Source organism: Enterococcus sp. E5-37 (genome assembly GCF_035726925.1).
In the GTDB taxonomy this organism is placed as follows: Bacteria; Bacillota; Bacilli; order Lactobacillales; family Enterococcaceae; genus Enterococcus_B; species Enterococcus_B faecium.
On the sequence record NZ_JAPMLG010000002.1, the window covers coordinates 146,844 to 164,886 of the forward strand.

16 protein-coding genes, 1 tRNA gene and 1 pseudogene are annotated in these 18,043 nt (G+C 35.9%); 4 read left to right on the plus strand and 14 right to left on the minus strand.

Annotated elements, in window-relative coordinates; genetic code table 11:
* On the minus strand, nt 1-1,293 hold the full coding sequence (locus OS138_RS02270; protein ID WP_325069635.1) for a PTS sugar transporter subunit IIC: 1,293 nt from the start codon (nt 1,291-1,293) through the stop codon (nt 1-3).
* 169 nt (nt 1,294-1,462) lie between these two features.
* On the opposite strand from OS138_RS02270, the gene OS138_RS02275 reads away from it, so the two are divergent.
* The gene (locus OS138_RS02275; protein ID WP_002288856.1) at nt 1,463-2,092 is read left to right on the plus strand and encodes an NAD(P)-dependent oxidoreductase; all 630 of its coding nucleotides are present in this window, start codon (nt 1,463-1,465) and stop codon (nt 2,090-2,092) included.
* Nucleotides 2,093-2,193: 101 nt separating this feature from the next.
* Here the strand turns inward: OS138_RS02275 and OS138_RS02280 are convergent, their stop codons facing one another.
* From OS138_RS02280 to OS138_RS02310, 7 genes are all read right to left on the minus strand, one after another.
* Nucleotides 2,194-3,003: an MBL fold metallo-hydrolase gene (locus OS138_RS02280; protein WP_002288854.1), complete on the minus strand. Its 810-nt coding sequence runs from the start codon at nt 3,001-3,003 to the stop codon at nt 2,194-2,196.
* A gap of 54 nt (nt 3,004-3,057) precedes the next feature.
* Complete coding sequence (locus OS138_RS02285) at nt 3,058-3,927, minus strand: two-component system regulatory protein YycI (RefSeq protein ID WP_002288853.1); 870 nt, start codon at nt 3,925-3,927, stop codon at nt 3,058-3,060.
* Nucleotides 3,928-5,244, minus strand: coding sequence for a YycH family regulatory protein (locus OS138_RS02290; protein WP_002318504.1), 1,317 nt, complete (start codon nt 5,242-5,244; stop codon nt 3,928-3,930).
* Entirely contained in the window at nt 5,241-7,076 is a 1,836-nt protein-coding gene (gene walK, locus OS138_RS02295) for a cell wall metabolism sensor histidine kinase WalK (protein WP_002325379.1), read from the minus strand. The genes OS138_RS02290 and walK overlap by 4 nt, the downstream gene beginning before the upstream one ends.
* A gap of 4 nt (nt 7,077-7,080) precedes the next feature.
* Nucleotides 7,081-7,785 carry a response regulator YycF gene (yycF, locus tag OS138_RS02300; RefSeq protein ID WP_325069638.1) on the minus strand — a complete coding sequence of 235 codons (705 nt, stop codon included), beginning with the start codon at nt 7,783-7,785 and terminating at the stop codon, nt 7,081-7,083.
* 188 nt (nt 7,786-7,973) lie between these two features.
* On the minus strand, nt 7,974-8,834 hold the full coding sequence (locus OS138_RS02305) for a DegV family protein (RefSeq protein ID WP_002299785.1): 861 nt from the start codon (nt 8,832-8,834) through the stop codon (nt 7,974-7,976).
* Nucleotides 8,821-9,390: a DUF1836 domain-containing protein gene (locus tag OS138_RS02310; protein WP_002322652.1), complete on the minus strand. Its 570-nt coding sequence runs from the start codon at nt 9,388-9,390 to the stop codon at nt 8,821-8,823. Before OS138_RS02310 ends, OS138_RS02305 begins: the two co-directional genes overlap by 14 nt.
* 380 nt (nt 9,391-9,770) lie before the next feature.
* On the opposite strand from OS138_RS02310, the gene OS138_RS02315 reads away from it, so the two are divergent.
* Nucleotides 9,771-9,843 (plus strand) — tRNA-Lys (locus OS138_RS02315).
* Nucleotides 9,844-10,339: 496 nt separating this feature from the next.
* On the opposite strand, the gene OS138_RS02320 is transcribed toward OS138_RS02315, so the two are convergent.
* From OS138_RS02320 to OS138_RS02340, 5 genes are read right to left on the minus strand one after another with little or no spacing between them, the layout of a single operon-like run.
* Nucleotides 10,340-10,726, minus strand: a complete 387-nt coding sequence (locus OS138_RS02320) for a DUF4064 domain-containing protein (protein WP_087626419.1) — start codon at nt 10,724-10,726, stop codon at nt 10,340-10,342.
* Nucleotides 10,723-11,244, minus strand: coding sequence for an RDD family protein (locus tag OS138_RS02325; protein ID WP_010728085.1), 522 nt, complete (start codon nt 11,242-11,244; stop codon nt 10,723-10,725). The genes OS138_RS02320 and OS138_RS02325 overlap by 4 nt, the downstream gene beginning before the upstream one ends.
* Before the next feature lies 1 nt (nt 11,245).
* Complete coding sequence (gene sppA / locus OS138_RS02330; RefSeq protein WP_002294607.1) at nt 11,246-12,280, minus strand: signal peptide peptidase SppA; 1,035 nt, start codon at nt 12,278-12,280, stop codon at nt 11,246-11,248.
* Between the two features lie 32 nt (nt 12,281-12,312).
* Nucleotides 12,313-13,728, minus strand: coding sequence for an HlyD family secretion protein (locus OS138_RS02335; RefSeq protein ID WP_325069671.1), 1,416 nt, complete (start codon nt 13,726-13,728; stop codon nt 12,313-12,315).
* Complete coding sequence (locus OS138_RS02340; RefSeq protein ID WP_325069640.1) at nt 13,697-15,850, minus strand: peptide cleavage/export ABC transporter; 2,154 nt, start codon at nt 15,848-15,850, stop codon at nt 13,697-13,699. Before OS138_RS02340 ends, OS138_RS02335 begins: the two co-directional genes overlap by 32 nt.
* A 257-nt stretch (nt 15,851-16,107) precedes the next feature.
* On the opposite strand from OS138_RS02340, the gene OS138_RS02345 reads away from it, so the two are divergent.
* Both OS138_RS02345 and OS138_RS02350 read left to right on the plus strand, forming a co-directional pair.
* Nucleotides 16,108-16,344, plus strand: coding sequence for a bacteriocin (locus OS138_RS02345; protein WP_087626418.1), 237 nt, complete (start codon nt 16,108-16,110; stop codon nt 16,342-16,344).
* 19 nt (nt 16,345-16,363) lie between these two features.
* Nucleotides 16,364-16,579, plus strand: coding sequence for a Blp family class II bacteriocin (locus OS138_RS02350; RefSeq protein WP_002307138.1), 216 nt, complete (start codon nt 16,364-16,366; stop codon nt 16,577-16,579).
* A 702-nt stretch (nt 16,580-17,281) separates the two neighbouring features.
* Here the strand turns inward: OS138_RS02350 and OS138_RS02355 are convergent.
* A pseudogene (locus OS138_RS02355) lies at nt 17,282-18,034 on the minus strand (response regulator transcription factor).
* Nucleotides 18,035-18,043: the final 9 nt, after the last annotated feature.

The following is an 18,043-nucleotide window of genomic DNA, read 5'->3' on the forward strand; positions in this document are numbered from 1 at the left end:
TTAGTCGTTCATCTTTTCTGCTGCTCCATCATTTTTTGTCTGTCTTTCCTTTTTGCAGTTTGCAGAATCTATTTTTTTCAAAAATGGGAAATAAATGAAAAAATTAATTGACAACACGATACCTTGTAAAATCGCTGCAGGCACTCCGCCTACTAAGAAACCCGAGAGGATCGGCGGTGTTGTCCAAGGGACTTGGACTGCTGTAAATAAAGGAACGAATCCAAAATATAAAGCGGAATAGGTAATCAATCCTGAAACGACCGGTGCGAAAATAAAAGGAACAGCCATCATCGGGTTCATCACGATCGGTGTGGAAAAAATAATCGATTCATTGATGTTGAAAAAGGCTGGTAAAAGAGCAATATTTCCTAATTCTCTGTATTTCTTCGATTTCGCAAAAACCGTCATAAAAAATACAGCCCCTAACGTCAACCCAGCACCCGTAACCGTCATGAACTGATCGAGAAATTGCTGAGTAACGATATGTCCGCCATTTGCCACCGTCAACTCTTGTCCTGAGGCTAAGATTTCTGCATTTGCTAATGAATTCGCTTGCAAGATGGGACTAACCAACCCATTGACCATCGCAGATCCATGAAGACCAAATAACCATAAAAACGGAACAAAAAAACCTAATAAAAGCACACCAAACAACGTGTCTATCGACGATTGAATGGGAAGCTGGACATATGTCCATATTCCTTGAACAACAGTCATTCTGAACAACTGTTGAAAAACCGCTGAACCGATAAGCGTAAAAGTGACTATAACAATGATTGGAATCAATGAAGTAAAAGACTGCCAAACATTTTCAGGTATCTTCTCTCTTTGCTTCCACCCTTTCGCAAGTCTTACTAAACGTGCATAGCCCCATCCGATGATGAGCCCAGTTGTAACTGCTCCTAGTATCCCTTCAGAACCTGTCCAGACAGTATCTATCTGAGTATTTAGTGGCTGAATAAGCAGTAGATAAGCAGATAAGGCTGTTATGCCGACTGGTAAGCGATCGATATCTTCTTCTTTTGCATAAGCGTATGCAATGGCAAAAACGATCCAAAAGGCTATCACATCAAATGTAGCCTGGTATACTTGTGTAAAATACATAGAAAATCCTGCTTTGTCTATCCACTGAGCGATGTAATCCACAGGAAAATGAGCAAATAAGAAAAACAGCGAGCCAACAATAATTATTGGGATCGTGTAAGTCATTCCATTACGCAAAGCAGTTAAGGGTCTAAGATTCACAACAGATGTTATCATTGGTAAAAAGGCACGATCTAACCACTCTTTCATTTCTTATCTCCTTCAACTTCTATTTTTATCAATCAGTTTTCTTAATTTAACTATACCCAATGATCACGAACCATGAAAGGAATGCGCACTGAGCTTTTCAAAAATCGGATTCTTTGACGAATATTCAGCAACTGCTTACAATGGACAGGAATAAAAAAGGAGGTTTTTTATGAAAATTGCACTCATTGGAGCTACTGGTCATGCAGGTTCATTTATTTTAGACGAAGCATTGTCCAGAGATTTAGACGTGACGGCAATCGTGCGTCATCCAGAAAAATTGCCATCAGATGTTCCGTTTATACAAAAGGATTTATTTGAGTTGACAACTACTGATCTTGCATCTTTTGATGTTGTCGTTGATGCTTTCAACGCTCCCAAAGGAAAAGAAGAAATGCATCAAACTTCTTTGTCCCATTTGATTGAGATGCTTGAAGGAACCGATACACGCTTAATTGTCGTTGGGGGTGCCTCTTCGTTATTCTTAGATACAGAAAAGACGACTCGTATGATTGACCAAGTACCTAAAAATGCACCCTTCTATCCAACAGCTTTCAATATGTACGAAGGATTGTTAAAATTGAAACAATCTAAAAATCTACATTGGACTTATATCAGTCCAGCTTCTTTATTTGATCCACATGGCAAACGTACAGGTACTTATTTGTTAAGTGATGATTATTTACAAAGAAACGCTGCTGGCGACAGTACGATCAGCATGGCAGATTACGCGATTGCATTAGTAGATGAGATACTGGATGAGAAACATGAAAAGCAGCACATCAGTGTAGTCAGTCGATAATACGGTTTTTTTTTAATATGCTAAAAAAATAAAAATAGAAGATAAAACCAACCCTGATTGATTTTATCTTCTGCTTTTTATATTTTTATTGATTGAACTGTTTAAATCGAAAATAGCTCAGTTGCTTCATCTGGATCTGTATCATAGATTTCAAAATCATGTCCAACGCCAAAATCTTTTTCTTTCAAAACATTTTCCATTGTTAAATGAGCAAGTTCTTTCATATTGTTTTCCTTGCTAAGATGGCCAAGATAGATTCGTTTGGTCCGATTACCGATCACATCAGTCATGACAAGTGCACCGTCTTCGTTGGAAAGATGTCCTCTATCTCCTAAAATACGCTGTTTTAAATTCCACGGATAAGGTCCCATGCGTAACATCTCAAGATCATGATTACTTTCCATCAAATAACCATCGGCATTTTCAATGACACCTCGCATATAATCACTGCAATATCCGGTGTCCGTCAACATGACGAATGACCGATTTTCTTTATGGAAACGATAAAATTGCGGAGCCGCTGCGTCATGGGAGACGCCGAAACTCTCAATATCGATATCGCCGAATGTTCTGACTTTCCCCATCTCAAATAGATGTTTTTGTTCCACTGGTACATTTCCAATCAGTGGTTCCATCGCTTCCCAAGTCTGCTGATTGGCAAAAACATCCAAATGATACTTACGAGCCAAGACACCCACGCCATGTATATGATCTCGATGTTCATGCGTCACAAGTATTCCATCTAATTGGTCCGGTGTCCGATCAATTTGAGCCATCAAGGAAGTGATTTTTTTACCGCTAAGTCCTGCATCGACCAAAAGCCGTTTTTTTTCACTTTCGATATAAAGTGAATTACCCGAACTTCCACTTGCTAGGATACTGATTTTAAAAGCTGGTTTTTCTTCAGCCATTTGACTCCTACTTCCCTTCTTACTTTGTAAACTTTTTTCATTATACTCGCTTTTTTATTGATCTTCCACTTTTGGTACAGTATTGTTTGTCACGATCGTATTGCTGAAAGCGTTGACGCTCTCGATTTGGACCACTTTATCGCTTGTTTCGATCGCTACATGCCAAACAGGAACATACACATTTTTTTCCCGGACTTTCAGAATACAGGAATAAGCTAGTTGACGCCATAAAATTTTTGATCCTCTTGGTATTTTGTTATTGATGTACAATGTATTGATTGCTTCCTCTTCCGTATACAGTTCCGTCTTTTCGCGCAGCTGCTCGATATCAGATAAATGCGTCTGCATGTATTTCGTGATGCTATAATCATTATCGTTTTTTTCTAAAGAAAGAACGATTTTTGCTGTATCATCATTGAATGGGATGCCTTCATACTCTTGGCTTGCTTGGATTTCTAGTGGTTCTTCTTCTAAATGAGAAAAGTTTTTCGTGTACACATAATCATTACCGAATAAAATATTGTCTTTGTTAGATAAAAAATCTTCCAAGGAACTACTAATTTTATCTGGATCGATCACGTTCTTTTCAGCATCTGAACTGGATAAAGATTTCGTCAAAACATCACCGTCTAAAAACACACCACTTGCCAGCAAGCCGCTTTTACCAGCCTTGCGATAATTCGCTAATGAAGTGCTAAGATTGGTCTGCTCCGCGCTAAGATAATAGCCTTGCTTGTTCTCAGACGAAATCTTCCCCGTGTAAGTAATATCGTCGCTAGCCAGACGTTGTTGGATTGATTCAGTCTGATTAGAGCGAATGACATTGTTTTCTTGGTATACCGCGTCATGATAACTGCTGAATAAAAACACATTCAACCCTAAAAAAGCGACGAAAAATATCCATTCGATTTTTTTGAAATCCAATTAATTCGCCTCCAATCCAGGTAATTTTTCCAGAAGGTCGTTAGCTGAATACCAGTTATCTTTATATTTCACATACCATTCAGGTAAGAGATCAACGACACGATTCGTTTCTTTGACATTTTGCCATGTATAGCCAACGATCACTGAACCAATCTTGTTGCTATCTGCTCCCTTAGCTTTTAACTGCTGGATGATTTCATTCGTACTTGCAAGTTCTACTTCTTCGTCTGAAGGTATCGGCACTTGAATCGTATTCAAACTGGTTTGGATATTCACTTGCACAGAACCATTCGTTTCACCGCCAACTTCCACACCAATCTGTCCTCTGCTGTCTGTCCCAAAAACCGGGAAGCCTTCCACGAATATCCGATAATCGATCGTATTGTCACTGCGGTCAAAATATCTGAGGTTCCCTAAAGAACTGCCTAATTTGCTAATATAGGGGAAACTTTCAGAAAATACACTAGCATTTTCTTTTTTCTCTGGCAGCTCTCCACGAAAATCAACTACTTGCGTTTCCGAATGGATAGACATTGTTTCATTCCCACCGTAAAAAATCAACTCATTGCTTTCATCATTATTCTTCACGCTATCTGGTTTCTGGAAAAAAGCATTTCTAAAAAGTGTATAGGGTTGCTGTGACAGGATATAACTATACTTTTTCAGTTTGATCGAATGTTTCGTAGCATATTGCGTGTCGATCGTCGATGGTTCTGTTGTCATTTCTGTCCATTTTGTGTCTTTTGCTGTTAATTCTTTATTGATATCTGTCCAATTCAACGAAATATTCGCTTCATATACGAGATGGTTCGAATAATTCAAAAATCGGATTTTTTTATTTCCTTGATCGAATTGTATTCTAGTAAAATACATATTTTCGCTTTCTTTTGCCAAGTTCGACACATCTAAATCTAAATCAAATGCTTCCTTGTATTCTCTTAGCAAAAAAGGCGCATTATAGGCCAACTCAAAACCAGAGTTCAGATTTTTCACCTGTTCAAACTGTGATTTGTCTCCTGAAACTACTTCAGAAAGCTTTCCAAATCTTGCTTTATCGATGATCAATTGCAATCGGTACACGAGATTTTCACTGTTGGTTTCTTGGATCGTTCCCGAATGGTGCCATGTAACATGAAGCGGAAGAAAGACTTCGGAAGTTTTTCGATTGCTTTGAGACTCGATCATTTGAGTGTTTGTCTCATCTACGTTGATTGAACTTTTTCCTGCTGGGCTCAGCCAGATTGCATAAGAGAAGTATATGCTTAACGCAACCATCAAAATGAGTCCTATACGAACGACTTTTTCAGAGATTCTCATTCCCACCATTCCTCCTCATAAGGTTCATATGGCAGCGAGATATAAAAAGTCGACCCTTTTCCTTCCTTGCTCTCTGCCCAAATAGCGCCTCGATGCGCCTTAATCACTTCTCTAGAAATAGCTAATCCAAGTCCTGTCCCACCTTGTGCTCTTGCACGTGCTTTATCTACTCGATAGAACCGCTCGAACACTCGGTTCAGATCTTTTTTAGGAATCCCCAATCCTTGATCGGTGATACTTAAAATCACGTTATTATGCGTTTCTAATAAGCGACAAGTAATCGTTCCCCCATCTGGTGAATACTTGATCGCGTTATTCATGATATTATCGACTACTTGGATGATTTTATCTGTATCTACTTCGACCCAAAGATCTCTTTGCGTAAATTCACGACGGATCTTATAATTTTTTTCCTGATTTCCCACCATCATATCAAACCGGTCAAGAACAAAATTCACTAACTCGTTGAAATTGACATATTCTAATTGAAGCTGGGTATTACCTGTATCCATGCGAGATAGATTTAAGAGGTCATTGATCATTCGAATCATTCGGTCTGTTTCATCTAGCGTTACCTTCAAAAAATTTGGTGCTACTTCCTCGTCTTTCCACGCACCTTCGCTCAATGCTTCGATATAACTACGCATACTTGTCAACGGTGTACGAAGTTCATGGGAAACATTAGAGACGAATTCACGACGTTCCCGTTCTGTTTTTTCTTGTTCTGTCACATCATGCAAGACAGCTACTAATCCGCTGATAAAACCTGATTCGCGACGGATCATAGAAAAGTCTACTCGCAAGATCATCTGATCACTTTCCAATGTACTGGTTGAACGGTCAAGTACCATTTCGTTTGGATCTTCTAATAATTTCCGCAACGTATATTCTTCTTCGATATCTAAAAGTGTCAAAATCGATTGTCCGATTGCTTCCTCGTTTTTGATATCTAGCAAGGAAACAGCCATATCATTGATCGTAATGACTTTACCCCTGCGATCTGTCGCAATGACGCCGTCTGTCATATGGGATAGCACGCTATCCAAACGATTGCGTTCAGCTTCCATTGTATCTTGAGCTTCTTCAATACGTTCAGCTAACTGATTGAAGGTATCAGCCAGCTGTCCAAGTTCATCTTGTCCATGCACTTTGACTTTCCGACTGTAGTCTCCTCTAGCGATTCGAATGGCTTGTTCTCTCATTTCACCGATCGGCTGTGTAATCGAACGAGCAACTAAAACAGATACGATCATTGAAATAAATGCCGCAATTAGTGAGGCAGTAAAGAAAATGACTGCTGTGTTATTGATTTCCGAATATTTTTGTTCGATATTACTTTTGACGTAAAGAGCCCCGATAACGGCATCGCCGGTCGGGGACAGGATCGGTTGAACATTGATATTCACCCGCTTATCGTCGTTATCTAAAGCAACATAACGTTTAGTCGTGAAATCATTGATATCAACATAATCATTTTTCTTTCCCACAGCGCTTTGTTCATTGACGTCGGTTGTTCCTCGGATGATCCCTTTTTCGTCAACGACCCGTATTTCGATGATATCGCTAGTCGCACTGTTTTCAATAAATCTTTTGATATTCGCATTTACCTCTTCATCATCTACATTATCTTTTCGATTCAATTCCGGGCTGATTGTTGTTGCTAATGATTCCACCGTTTGATTCATATCTTTAATAAATGTATTGATCGTGGAACGTTCTAAACCACGTATAAAGTAGGCACCAATAATTTCGATCGAGATCAATAAAATCAGAATAAAGGTAATAGCGATCTTAAAATTGACTGATCGAAAAAAGCGGACTTTTCTTTTCATCCAATTACTCCTGTTCTGGGTTACGCAAATAGTAACCGACACCACGACGTGTCACTAAATAATTTGGATGGCTTGGATTATCTTCGATCTTTTCACGCAAACGACGTACAGTTACATCCACTGTTCGTACATCTCCAAAATAATCATAACCCCAAACCGTTTGTAATAAATGTTCTCTTGTCATCACTTGTCCAAGGTGCTTCGCCAAGTAAAAGAGTAGTTCGAATTCACGATGTGTTAACTCGATTGTTTCTCCTCGTTTCGTCACCATGTAAGCTTCTGGATGGATCGTCAAATCACCAATCGTCAATTCCGCAGGTGCTGCCTCTTCTGGTTCCTTCGCAGCCGTGGCACCGCGACGAAGATTTGCTTTGACACGTGCAACTAATTCTCGGTTGGAAAATGGCTTGGTCACGTAATCATCGGCGCCTAACTCTAAGCCTAGGACTTTATCAATTTCAGAATCTTTGGCTGTTACCATAATGATCGGCATATCATAAGTTTTGCGTACCTCACGAGCAACTTCTAAGCCGTCCATTTTAGGTAGCATCAAATCAAGTAAAATCAAATCAGGTTCTACCTCAGCAATTTTTTCCAAGGCTTCTTCCCCATCATATGCAGTATAAACATCATAGCCTTCTTTGGCTAAATTGAATTTGACGATATCCGAAATCGGCTTCTCATCATCGACAACTAAAACTTTTTTCATAAAGAGCCACCTCTTATATATTATTGTCATACCTTCTCATTATACCGTATTTCTGCTTTTGTTTCATCTTTGCCTATAAAACAAAAGAGAAAATTAAAATGAAAGTGCAAAATACTTTATTATTTTTTGTTCTAACTTCAATAAAAAAGGAAAACACTGATTTTCACCTCAGTGTTTCCTTTTTTGATTTATCCTTCTAAAACTTGTATACCGACACCCAATAATCCCGGACCAGTGTGGACTACTAATGCCGGAGAAATCTGGCCAAAGTAGATTTGGTTTGCTTGTGGGAACTCTCTTTTAAGTCTCGCTTCCATTTCAATTGCTTCTTCTTTCGCATCCCCATGGGCAACAGCTAAGTTGAAGACCTTTGCATTACCGATTTTTTCTTTGACGTAAGCAACCGTTTTATCCAAACTTTTTTTACGTCCCCTAGCTTTTCCTACTGTGTAATAAATCCCTTCTTCATTACATGAGATGATTGGGTTAAGTTTTAAAGCGGTTCCTACAATAGAAGCAACTAAACCGATCCGTCCACCTTTTTGAAGATATTCCAATGTCGCAACATTAAAGAAAACTTTTGTTCTTTCGACTAACTCATTCAGATTACTGATCAGTTGATCCCATTCTACTCCTTCTTCCAGCCATTTTGCTGCTTGGATCGCAGAAAAACCTGCACCAATACCAATATTTTTCGTATCTAGTACATATGCTTCCAATTCTTCTTGCTGTTGTGCAATTAAACGAACCACATTATATGTCCCGCTCAATCCACTGGAAATTGTTACCGCAAGTACCTTTTCATAACCGTCTTTTTTGATTTGCTCAAAGATTTCTGTGATCGACTCACCATCCGGCAAAGATGTACCAGGGATTTCCTCTGGCAAACGTTGATAGATCTCTTCAGGGGTAATGTCAATTTTATCTGTATATACCTGATCTTTATAAATAATTTTCAATGGGATCATATACATCTCGTATTTTTTTATCAATTCTTCTGGCACATCCGTACCTGAATCTACTAAAATTGCGATTTTATTGTTTTTCATTTGTTTTCTCCTCTTTTAAATATTCGGTTTCTAGAACAATCGTTTTTTCCGCAAGAAGTTTCATTGCAAACGATAAAGTTGCCGCTCTTACAGCAATATATTCTACAGGGGTTGCCTGGTCGAATTTTTGCGGATGAGATTTACCTTGTGCTAATTGGCTGACCATCCACACAGCTGCTTCTTGTTCATCGCAAAATAGATTATAGGCTTCACGAATTCCTACTGTTTTTCCTTGGAACAATATCCCTTCTTTGATTTCAGGAATAGTCAATACTTGTTTCAACGTAGTGATTGCAAGTAAAAATGCTACGTGTTCTTTGTTATATCTTTTTTTAACTGGTGCTGGTATCAAACCTAGTTTAACGTAATTGTTTACCATAGAAGAGGTAAGCAATGGATGCTTTTCTCCTTGTATCACAGGTGAAAGATAACGATCAACTAACGTTCTGACTTGGTCCATATAAAGTTCTAAGTCAGGGAGTTCTTCCCAGTGAGGCAGACGGAATGTTTCCAGTTCCTTCCCCCACTCCATTAATTGCTGACGCATTTTTTCCATCATAACCGCTCCTTTTTTCATTTCATAAACATGATATCAGACTTATGATAAACATTCAATCTAGTTGTTTTAACTAGGTGATTTAATTAGCGGGATTTAATGAAAACAAAAAACAAGAAGGCTAAGCCTTCTTGTCTTTTATCGTTAAGAACAGGAGACCCGCCGGGGAGACGGCGGGAAAGGAGTAAAAAATGAAAAAAGTGTTAGGGTTTGTTCTCTTGCAAGAACTTTGTTTGTTGGTATGCTTATATAATAGCGAGCAAATGTGAATAATCTATGAATGATTTCCTATAAGGAAGTAAAGATTTTTCTGATTTTCTTTAAATGTAGTCTTGCATTTTAAAATTCTTAGTGCTACTATTATTAAGTACTTTTTGTACGGGCCGTTAGCTCAGTTGGTAGAGCAGCTGACTCTTAATCAGCGGGTCGCGGGTTCGAGCCCCTCACGGCCCATTGGGTGCCAAACCCACGGAACAGGTAAATGTTGGTGCGAAAGCATTTCGAAAACATTTACGCTGTTCTTTTTTTATTTTTCAAAATAACTAGGGCTCTTTATTTTTAACTCAAAGTCCACTGTAGCCTTTTGGACTTTGAGTTAAAAAAGAAGCATAATTATGAACAGTAAAGTTTCTAATATAACAATAATTCGAGAAGCTTTGCAAAATCATGCTACCAATGAACTCTCTAAACATATAGGATTAAATCTAAGTACTATAAAAGGTTAAAAAGTGGAGAATATTTAATAGAAAAACTAAATTTACTTGCTGCTTTCCCCTTTTCCATTAATACAACAATCAGAGAGTGTCTTTTTTTCGAAAAAATTAGAATAAATAAAAGACACGTAGTTTTTTTATCTACATGTCTTCCATCGACTACAAGTTATCATTTCTCAAAACGTATTTAGCTTTTAATTGATTAATTCGTTTCACGTTGTCTACACATTGCCTAATTAAGACTTTCTTATTAGAAGCATCAATCCCGCAATAATACCTAAAACTCCAGGAATTACCCACAATAATGTTAAAAGAAAAAATGGAATAATAGATAAAATGAGTAAACTAATACCATAGACCACTATTTTTTGATTTTTTCTTACTAAAAAACCTATTATGAAAATCATTATCGAAAAAACTAGGGCAATTCCTCCAAATAAAACAACATTCCCGCTTAGATTGACTAACATATCTATATCCTTACTGGTTAGTTCTGTAGTATTTAAAGTAGTTGAATCAATAGAAGATAGAAACATACCACCCATCAATGCTAAAAGACTACATAAAATCCCTGTTATTCCACTAATTAAAATCAAAATAAACTCTGTTTTTCTCTTATTCATTTAATTCCCTCCAGATTAGGTGTTTTAGAATTAGAAATTTTTTGACCATAGTTAATAGCTTCTAATGAACGAATAATAACCACTGACGTGTTAGAAAAATAATCCCCAATATGTTGTTTCTTGGGCGTGAAAGCAGCCACCAAATACCCAATTTGAAATACAAAATTTTTTAATATAAACCTACATATACACTCACGAATAAAGATAGTTTGCCAACTTAGCTCTTTTTCCTCAAAGCTCACTACTCTTATCCCAAAAATCATTTTCCCAATTGTTTGTCCTGAATTCAGCTTAGTCAAAAGTACAAAATAGGTTAAATAAATAGCTAATGACGCTATACCATAAAAAGTAATGATGGATTTGTCAGATTCCAGTCCCATGATTTTGTAAAAGAGACCTATAGTAGCATGGGTGATGATGCTAATACAAATTAAATCAATAAGAAAAGCAAAAAATCGTAACCAAAATCCCGCAAATACATAATTAGGCAAAGTTTCAATGCCACTCTTCTTATTCATTTTATAGCCCTCCATAGTAATACATTGGTTTTGGAGTATCAGAAAATCCAAGTTTTTCAAAAACTGAAATTACACGATCTGATGTAGTTGCCTTTAGCCCTTGCCATTCAGCAATCTTATTACCTAACCAAGAAGAAGCAAAGCCAGTTGTGTCATTTTTATATTCTATAACCGTCGCATCAGTTAATTTCTTCTCTTTTTTTAGGGAATCTAATGCATCTTCAGAATAACCAATTTGATCCACCAACCCATTTTCTACTGCTTGGTTACCATCATAAATTCTTCCATCCGCAAGTTCTTTCACTGCATTAGTATCCATATTTCTTCCTTTTGCTACAACATTGACAAAACGATCATAAGCACTCATCACAAATTCCTGTATAACTTTATTCTCTTCCTCTGAAGGTTTGTGTTGAGGTGACATCATATCTTTTAATGCACCACTTTTATACGTCGCATCAGTTACGCCAAGTTTTTCTAATAAGCCAGAATAATTTAAACCAGAAATAATGACACCAATTGATCCAGTTGTTGTTTCTTCCGTAGCAAATATTTTATCTGATCCAGCAGAAATGTAGTAACCTCCACTTGCCGCTGTATTTTTAAATGCAGTATAGATAGGAATATCTAGCTTTTTAATTTTTGCCATTTCTTTAGCAATCTCAGCACTTTCATATATTCCTCCCCCAGGTGAATTTACTTCTAATAACACTCCCTTAACCGCTTTGTCTTCTTGAATTTTCTTTAGCTGTGTTAAAAAATTCTGATGGTTATATTGTTCCCTACTAAAAAGATTGCTTTCACCTGTATCTGCAATAACTCCATTGACGGATAGTTTGACAATCTTTTTATTTGATGCGCCTTCTTCTAACGTTTCTTCTGTGATTTCGTTAGATCCGTAAAAAATCTTATTTATTCCTGTTAGGGTTGTATTTGATGCTTCCTCTTTATCTTTTCCTGGAATTAGCGCGACGATAATGGATAGTAACAATAATCCGCACGCTACTCCCACAGCAATCCATCTTCTTTTATTCATATAAACTCCTCCTATATTCTTAGTAAAAATAATTATTTTTTATTTAGAAACACATCGACAATTTGTTGCCAATATGTTTTTTCTCCTACAATTAAAGACAACTCTCCAGTTAATCCATAACGAAACGGAAACGATTGAGTTGTTTTTAACGTTCCTTTCACTGCATAAAAAACACCTTTCTCAGTGGCAGTAGAATTTTCTGAAATTTCATCTAAAGTTCCGTCGATCGTAATCGGAGCCCCACCTTTTTGATCCAATTTAAAATGAACCTTCATCCCTTCTTTAATATAGGTACTTTCATTCGCAGGTAAAAGTGCTGTAAATTTCATTTTTGATTTTTCGTGGATCGGATAAATTTCTGCAAGCACTGTTCCTTTGGCTAGTTCTGCTTGTCCCTTTGTTTCTTCATTTAAATGAACCGTTCCAGATACAGGAGCTTTTAGTATTCCTTTTGAAAGTTGATCGTCCAAACTTTTGATAACTGACTGGTTCTTCTCTTGTTTTTCATTTAGCTCTGTAACTGTTTGTTTTACAGTTGTTATTGCTTGTTCTAGCTCTTGCTTTCCTTTTTCCGTTTGACTAATTCTGTCATTCTCAGAAGTAGTTGGTTTAACTAATTTAGCTTTTTCTGACTGATACTGTTCTACTTCTTTTTTTAGTTGCTCAATTTGTTCATTTATGCTTGCTGAAATTGTCAGTTTCACTTGATTTTTTTGATCATCAGAAACATTATTTAGTTGTTCTTGCCAATTCTCATAGTTTGCCATCATTTCTTTTGAAAAATCTTTTAATGATTGATTATTACTCCAAGCTACCTGTACTTGTTGCCATTCTTGTAATTTACTATCTGAACTCTCAATTTGTTTTTCTAGTTGTCTTTTTGTCTTTTCGTATACTTCTAATTGCTTTTGATCATTTAATTCACTTTGCTTCAAAGCGTAGCGGAGTGATTCTTTTTCTGACAACATGCTCTTTAATTGATTACTGTAGCCAAAACTGTCATCCGTTGAAAACAAATTTTCTCCTTTACTTATACTTTCAATAAATAGCTGAGCCATCTTTATTTGTTGAGTAATACGTTGGTTTTCTTGTTCTATCTGAGCCTTTTCATTCTCTATTAAAGAACAATCCAATCTAACCAACACATCGTCCTTATGAACAAATTGATTTTCTTTTAGGAAGTTTTCCATTATTTTAGCTTCTAATGGCACTTGTAACTTCTCTATTTTTTCGGGGTTCAATTGAGCCGTTGTCCGAATAACAACCTCTTTTTTAGCAAAGGTTAAAAACAATCCAATAATACATAAAAAAAGAATTAGAGGGTATAACACCCAACGGTAGAAGCTATGATGTTGTTTAGTATAGATACTAGAATGTTCGAACCAATTATTATTCTGCATAAATTGTTTCCCTCTCCTAGATTTCCCATAATTTTTGATAGATACCATCGGCAAAACGAAGTTCATCGTGCGTTCCTTTTTCTACCAAATGCCCTTCATGGAGAACTAAAATTTGATCACATGCTTTTGCTATTGGTAAATGATGCGCAATAAAAATAATCGTTTGTTCTTTTAAATTGAGGAGATAATTCATAATTGCATGTTCTAACAAGGTATCTAATCCACTAGTTGCTTCATCTAAAATTAATATGTCCGGATTTTTTAATAAAGCCCGTGCTATGGCTAATCGTTGTCGTTGCCCTCCTGAAAGATTATTTCCACCTTCTTCCAACAATGTCTCGTAACGTAATGGCTGTTGATTAATATATTCATTTAGTTGGACTATCTCACAAACTTCTATTATTTGTTCGAAACTTGGTGGGCTATCTAAACCGAATATAAGATTCTCAATGATTGTTCTACTAAAGAAAAATGACTCTTGAGGCAAATATGTCACTCGATCGCGTAATATCTGAAAAGGAATGTCTAAGTGATTAATGTTTCCATAATGGATCGATCCTTCTGATGCTTCATAAAAACGAACAAATAACTTTGCAAGAGTTGATTTTCCAGAACCACTAACTCCAACTATAGCCGTTTTACTGTGCGAAGGAATTGTACATGAAATTTCGTTCAACGTTGGGGCCTTCATGCTATACGAGAATGAAACGTTTTTTACAGTGATATCTTGTTGAAATAATTGTTCAGAAAGCATATATTCAAAAGACTGGTTCGATTTTTCTGAATCAATCGCGAAAATTTCATTTAAACGATTATTTGCAACTTGAGCCGTTTGCATTTTCACTTGTAAATTAATAATGTTTTGTAAAGGATCTGTGAAAAATACTAGTAAAGCATTGTATGTGATAAGTTGACCTAGACTAATTCTATTATCCATAACAAAATAAGAACCTAGCCATAAAATTAATGCACTGCTAATTAATTGAATCAAATGTTTAATTCCTTGTTGAATATTATCAAGCGTAACCGTACGAAATGATTTTTTCATTAATTTAACAAATTCATGGTCTATACGGTTATATACTTTCTCTTCACCGCTATATGCTTTAATTGTTTCTATTCCTTTAAGACTTTCTATGATACTAGAATTTACAGCTGCACCGGCTGCCATTTCTTCCCTGTTCGATTTTTCATAGCTTTTCACGAAAGCGAATATTGCAACTACATAAAAAGGCAAAGAGCATAGAGTGATTAAAAACAACGTACTATTCTGAATAGCTAACGTAACCCCAACAAGCAACACCATACCAATATCTAAAAATATTGATAACGTAGCACTTGCTAAAGCATCAATAATCTTACTGGCATCAAGAAAACGAGAAATAATTTCCCCTGATTTTCTCGTAGCAAAAAAATTCATTGGTAAAGTTAACACATGTTTGAAATACTGAAGCATAATTGCCATACTCATTCGCTGTCCTAAAATAATAAGAAGATAACTACGACTATATTCAAACAATACCCGAAATAAATAGACAGCGATCAAGCCAATGGAAATTATATTTAAAGTTGAACGTGCTTGATTAGGGATGAAAAAATCAAGAATACCTTGAAAATAATATGAGCTTCCTATGCCAAAAAACGTAATGAAAATCGATGCTAAAACGATGTGGAATACTAATCCTTTTTGTTTCCAAATTATAGGCAAAAAAGAACTTAATCCAGCTACTTTTTCTTTAATAGGAATATAAGTTTCTCTAGGCATAGGTAATAAAAGAATACCTGTCCATTCTTTTTGAAACGCTTCAATCGTTTTTCTATTTTTTCCATTAGCGGGATCTGCAATCCATAGTACGTTTCCCTTCGTTTTATAAATTACAACGTAGTGCATATAGCTGTTATCAACCAATATATGTGCAATTAATGGTAAGATAAGATCTCTTTCTTTCCAGATCTCACTATCTGCTTGAATAGCCATACAATCAAAAGACAATTTTTCAAATGTCTTTTTCAATCCAAATGCTGAAGTACCCTCTAAATCAGTCCCAGATAGGTCCCGTAATTTATGAATCGGGATATCAGTTTTAAAATATTTTAAAATCATCGAAAGGCAAGCAACACCACAATCTTTTTCATCTTGTTGCTGCACAAAAGGAAATGATTTTATCACTTATCTAACACAACTCCTTCTAAAAAATTTTTATAGAAAAATTCTCAATATAGCTTTAATACAGTGAAAATATTGTCTCATAATTCCACAAAAACTTTGAAAACAGTTCTTGAACACTAACTTTTTCATTCCTGAATCAAATTTATTTTGGAAATTTTACTATTCAAGAATAAACTTGATAAGTTTCAGGAAGATTTTTACTGTTAATCAAATACGTATGTTACAGTAGCACCGTAAAAAATATTATTTAAAGAAGCGTGTTTAAACATGCAAAATGTAAAGGAACTAAGTATTGTGGAAATGCACAAACTGTTGGTGGAGGCAATAATGCTTGGGGAAAATTGGGGCAAGTTCTAGGTGGACTTACCACAGGGGCAGTAGGTGGTGCAGGTTTAGGAACAGCAATTTGCGGACCAGCTTGCGGTGTTGTTGGAGGGTTATATGGAGCTGTCGCTGGAGGTGCTGCAGCTGGCTGGGATGCTCGAAAAAAATAAAAAAAGGAGAATAAGTATTATGCATATTAAAAACACAAAAACAACATTTATATTATCTTCAGAAGAGTTGAAAAATATTCAAGGTGGGAGTGCCGTGGGAGTTTTAGGCACTACTTTTTCTGGGGCAACAGCAGGAGTAAAACTTTGTTCAGCCGGAGGACCTTATGCAATAGCTGCTTGTGGTGTAGGTGGAGCTTTATTAGGTGCTGGATTCGGCATGTGGACCGGTGCGTAAACAATTAAAAAATATCAAACCTCAAGATTGGTTTGTGTCGATTACGAACATAGGTATGTTCTTTATCTTTTCAAAAGTTTGGAATGGACAGAACTTTTTACTAAAGCTTCTTGTGCTAGTTTTTATAATTATATTAAATTTTTATCTTTTATTAAAGTCAGATAAAAATTCTTTGGAAATGTAATGGTAGAGATATTTTTACAAAAGGACTTGCAGCGCTGTAGTTGGTGCTGCAGGAGGACCTATTTCGGCCGTTACAGGAGGTATTGGTAATGTACTTGTCGGATGTGCATTAAAGCCTGTTCCTGCAAGTTAAATTTATAAAAACAGGAAAGTAATTATCTCAAATCCTATCAAGTACAATCATAGGATTGCACTTGACAGGACAAATTTTTTAACTAAAAAATGAAAAACACTTTCTAAAAATTAGTAGAATTTGCCAAATCTTTCGCATCTTCCACCATACATTTAATTTTAATTCCCCTTTATGGTACTTAATAAAAACAAGAAAAGAACTATTCATTTGGCCCTTTTTTGGTTCCAGACCATAGAAATATTCCTCCAGTAACTAATATTGCTGTTATGCACGTAACTAATAACAGCTATAAAAATTGGTACAACTTTAATAGGATTCAGAAAAATTTGCACTAGTGAAGGAATCTATTTTATTAGAAAAATGCAATCTCCCTAAAGAAAAAACCACTAAACAGTGCTTTCTTTCAACTTCTCCTTAATTTTTTGTGCTTTCCCTAAAGTAAAGTTTCTGGCCAACTCTGAATCAAAATATAGTGAACGTTTTTTAAAATCTATTTCTTTAACGTTAAAGATATTTACTAAACACGCTCGACTAATTCTTGTTAACATAGGATATTTCTTTTAAAGCTCACTAATTCTTCCATAAAATTCGTACTGCCCATCTTTAGTACACAATGATAATCTATGTGGTAATTTTGAAGCTTCTACAAAATAAATGTCATTTATATCAAAAGTAAATGTTTGAGAACCTATGGAAAAAACAAATGCTTGATTCGTAACCTGTTTTGTTGCATCTATCCTTTCTTGCGCTAATAACAATAACTCAACAATCTCGTTTCGATACTCATCTAGTGTTTGATCTTTTGTTACAAATCCTAACGTTTCAACTCTTCTTTTTATTGTTACGGGTAACATCTCATCATGAGTAGTTGTAAAAATGATTTTTGCTTGAACATCATATTTTCTGATTACTTCTGCTAATTCTATACCGTTAACTTCATGATTTAAATCAATATCTAAGAAATATATTCCTTGCTTTGGTCGGAATTGTTTGAGGTATTTTTTAACTTCTAACGGACTTTGTGTTTTCAATACTATCTTAAATACTTCATCGTGAAAAAGAATGAAATTATCAATAATTCGTTCTAACTGATTTAATTGTATAATTTGATCTTCACATAATATTATTGGATAACTCATAAATCCTCC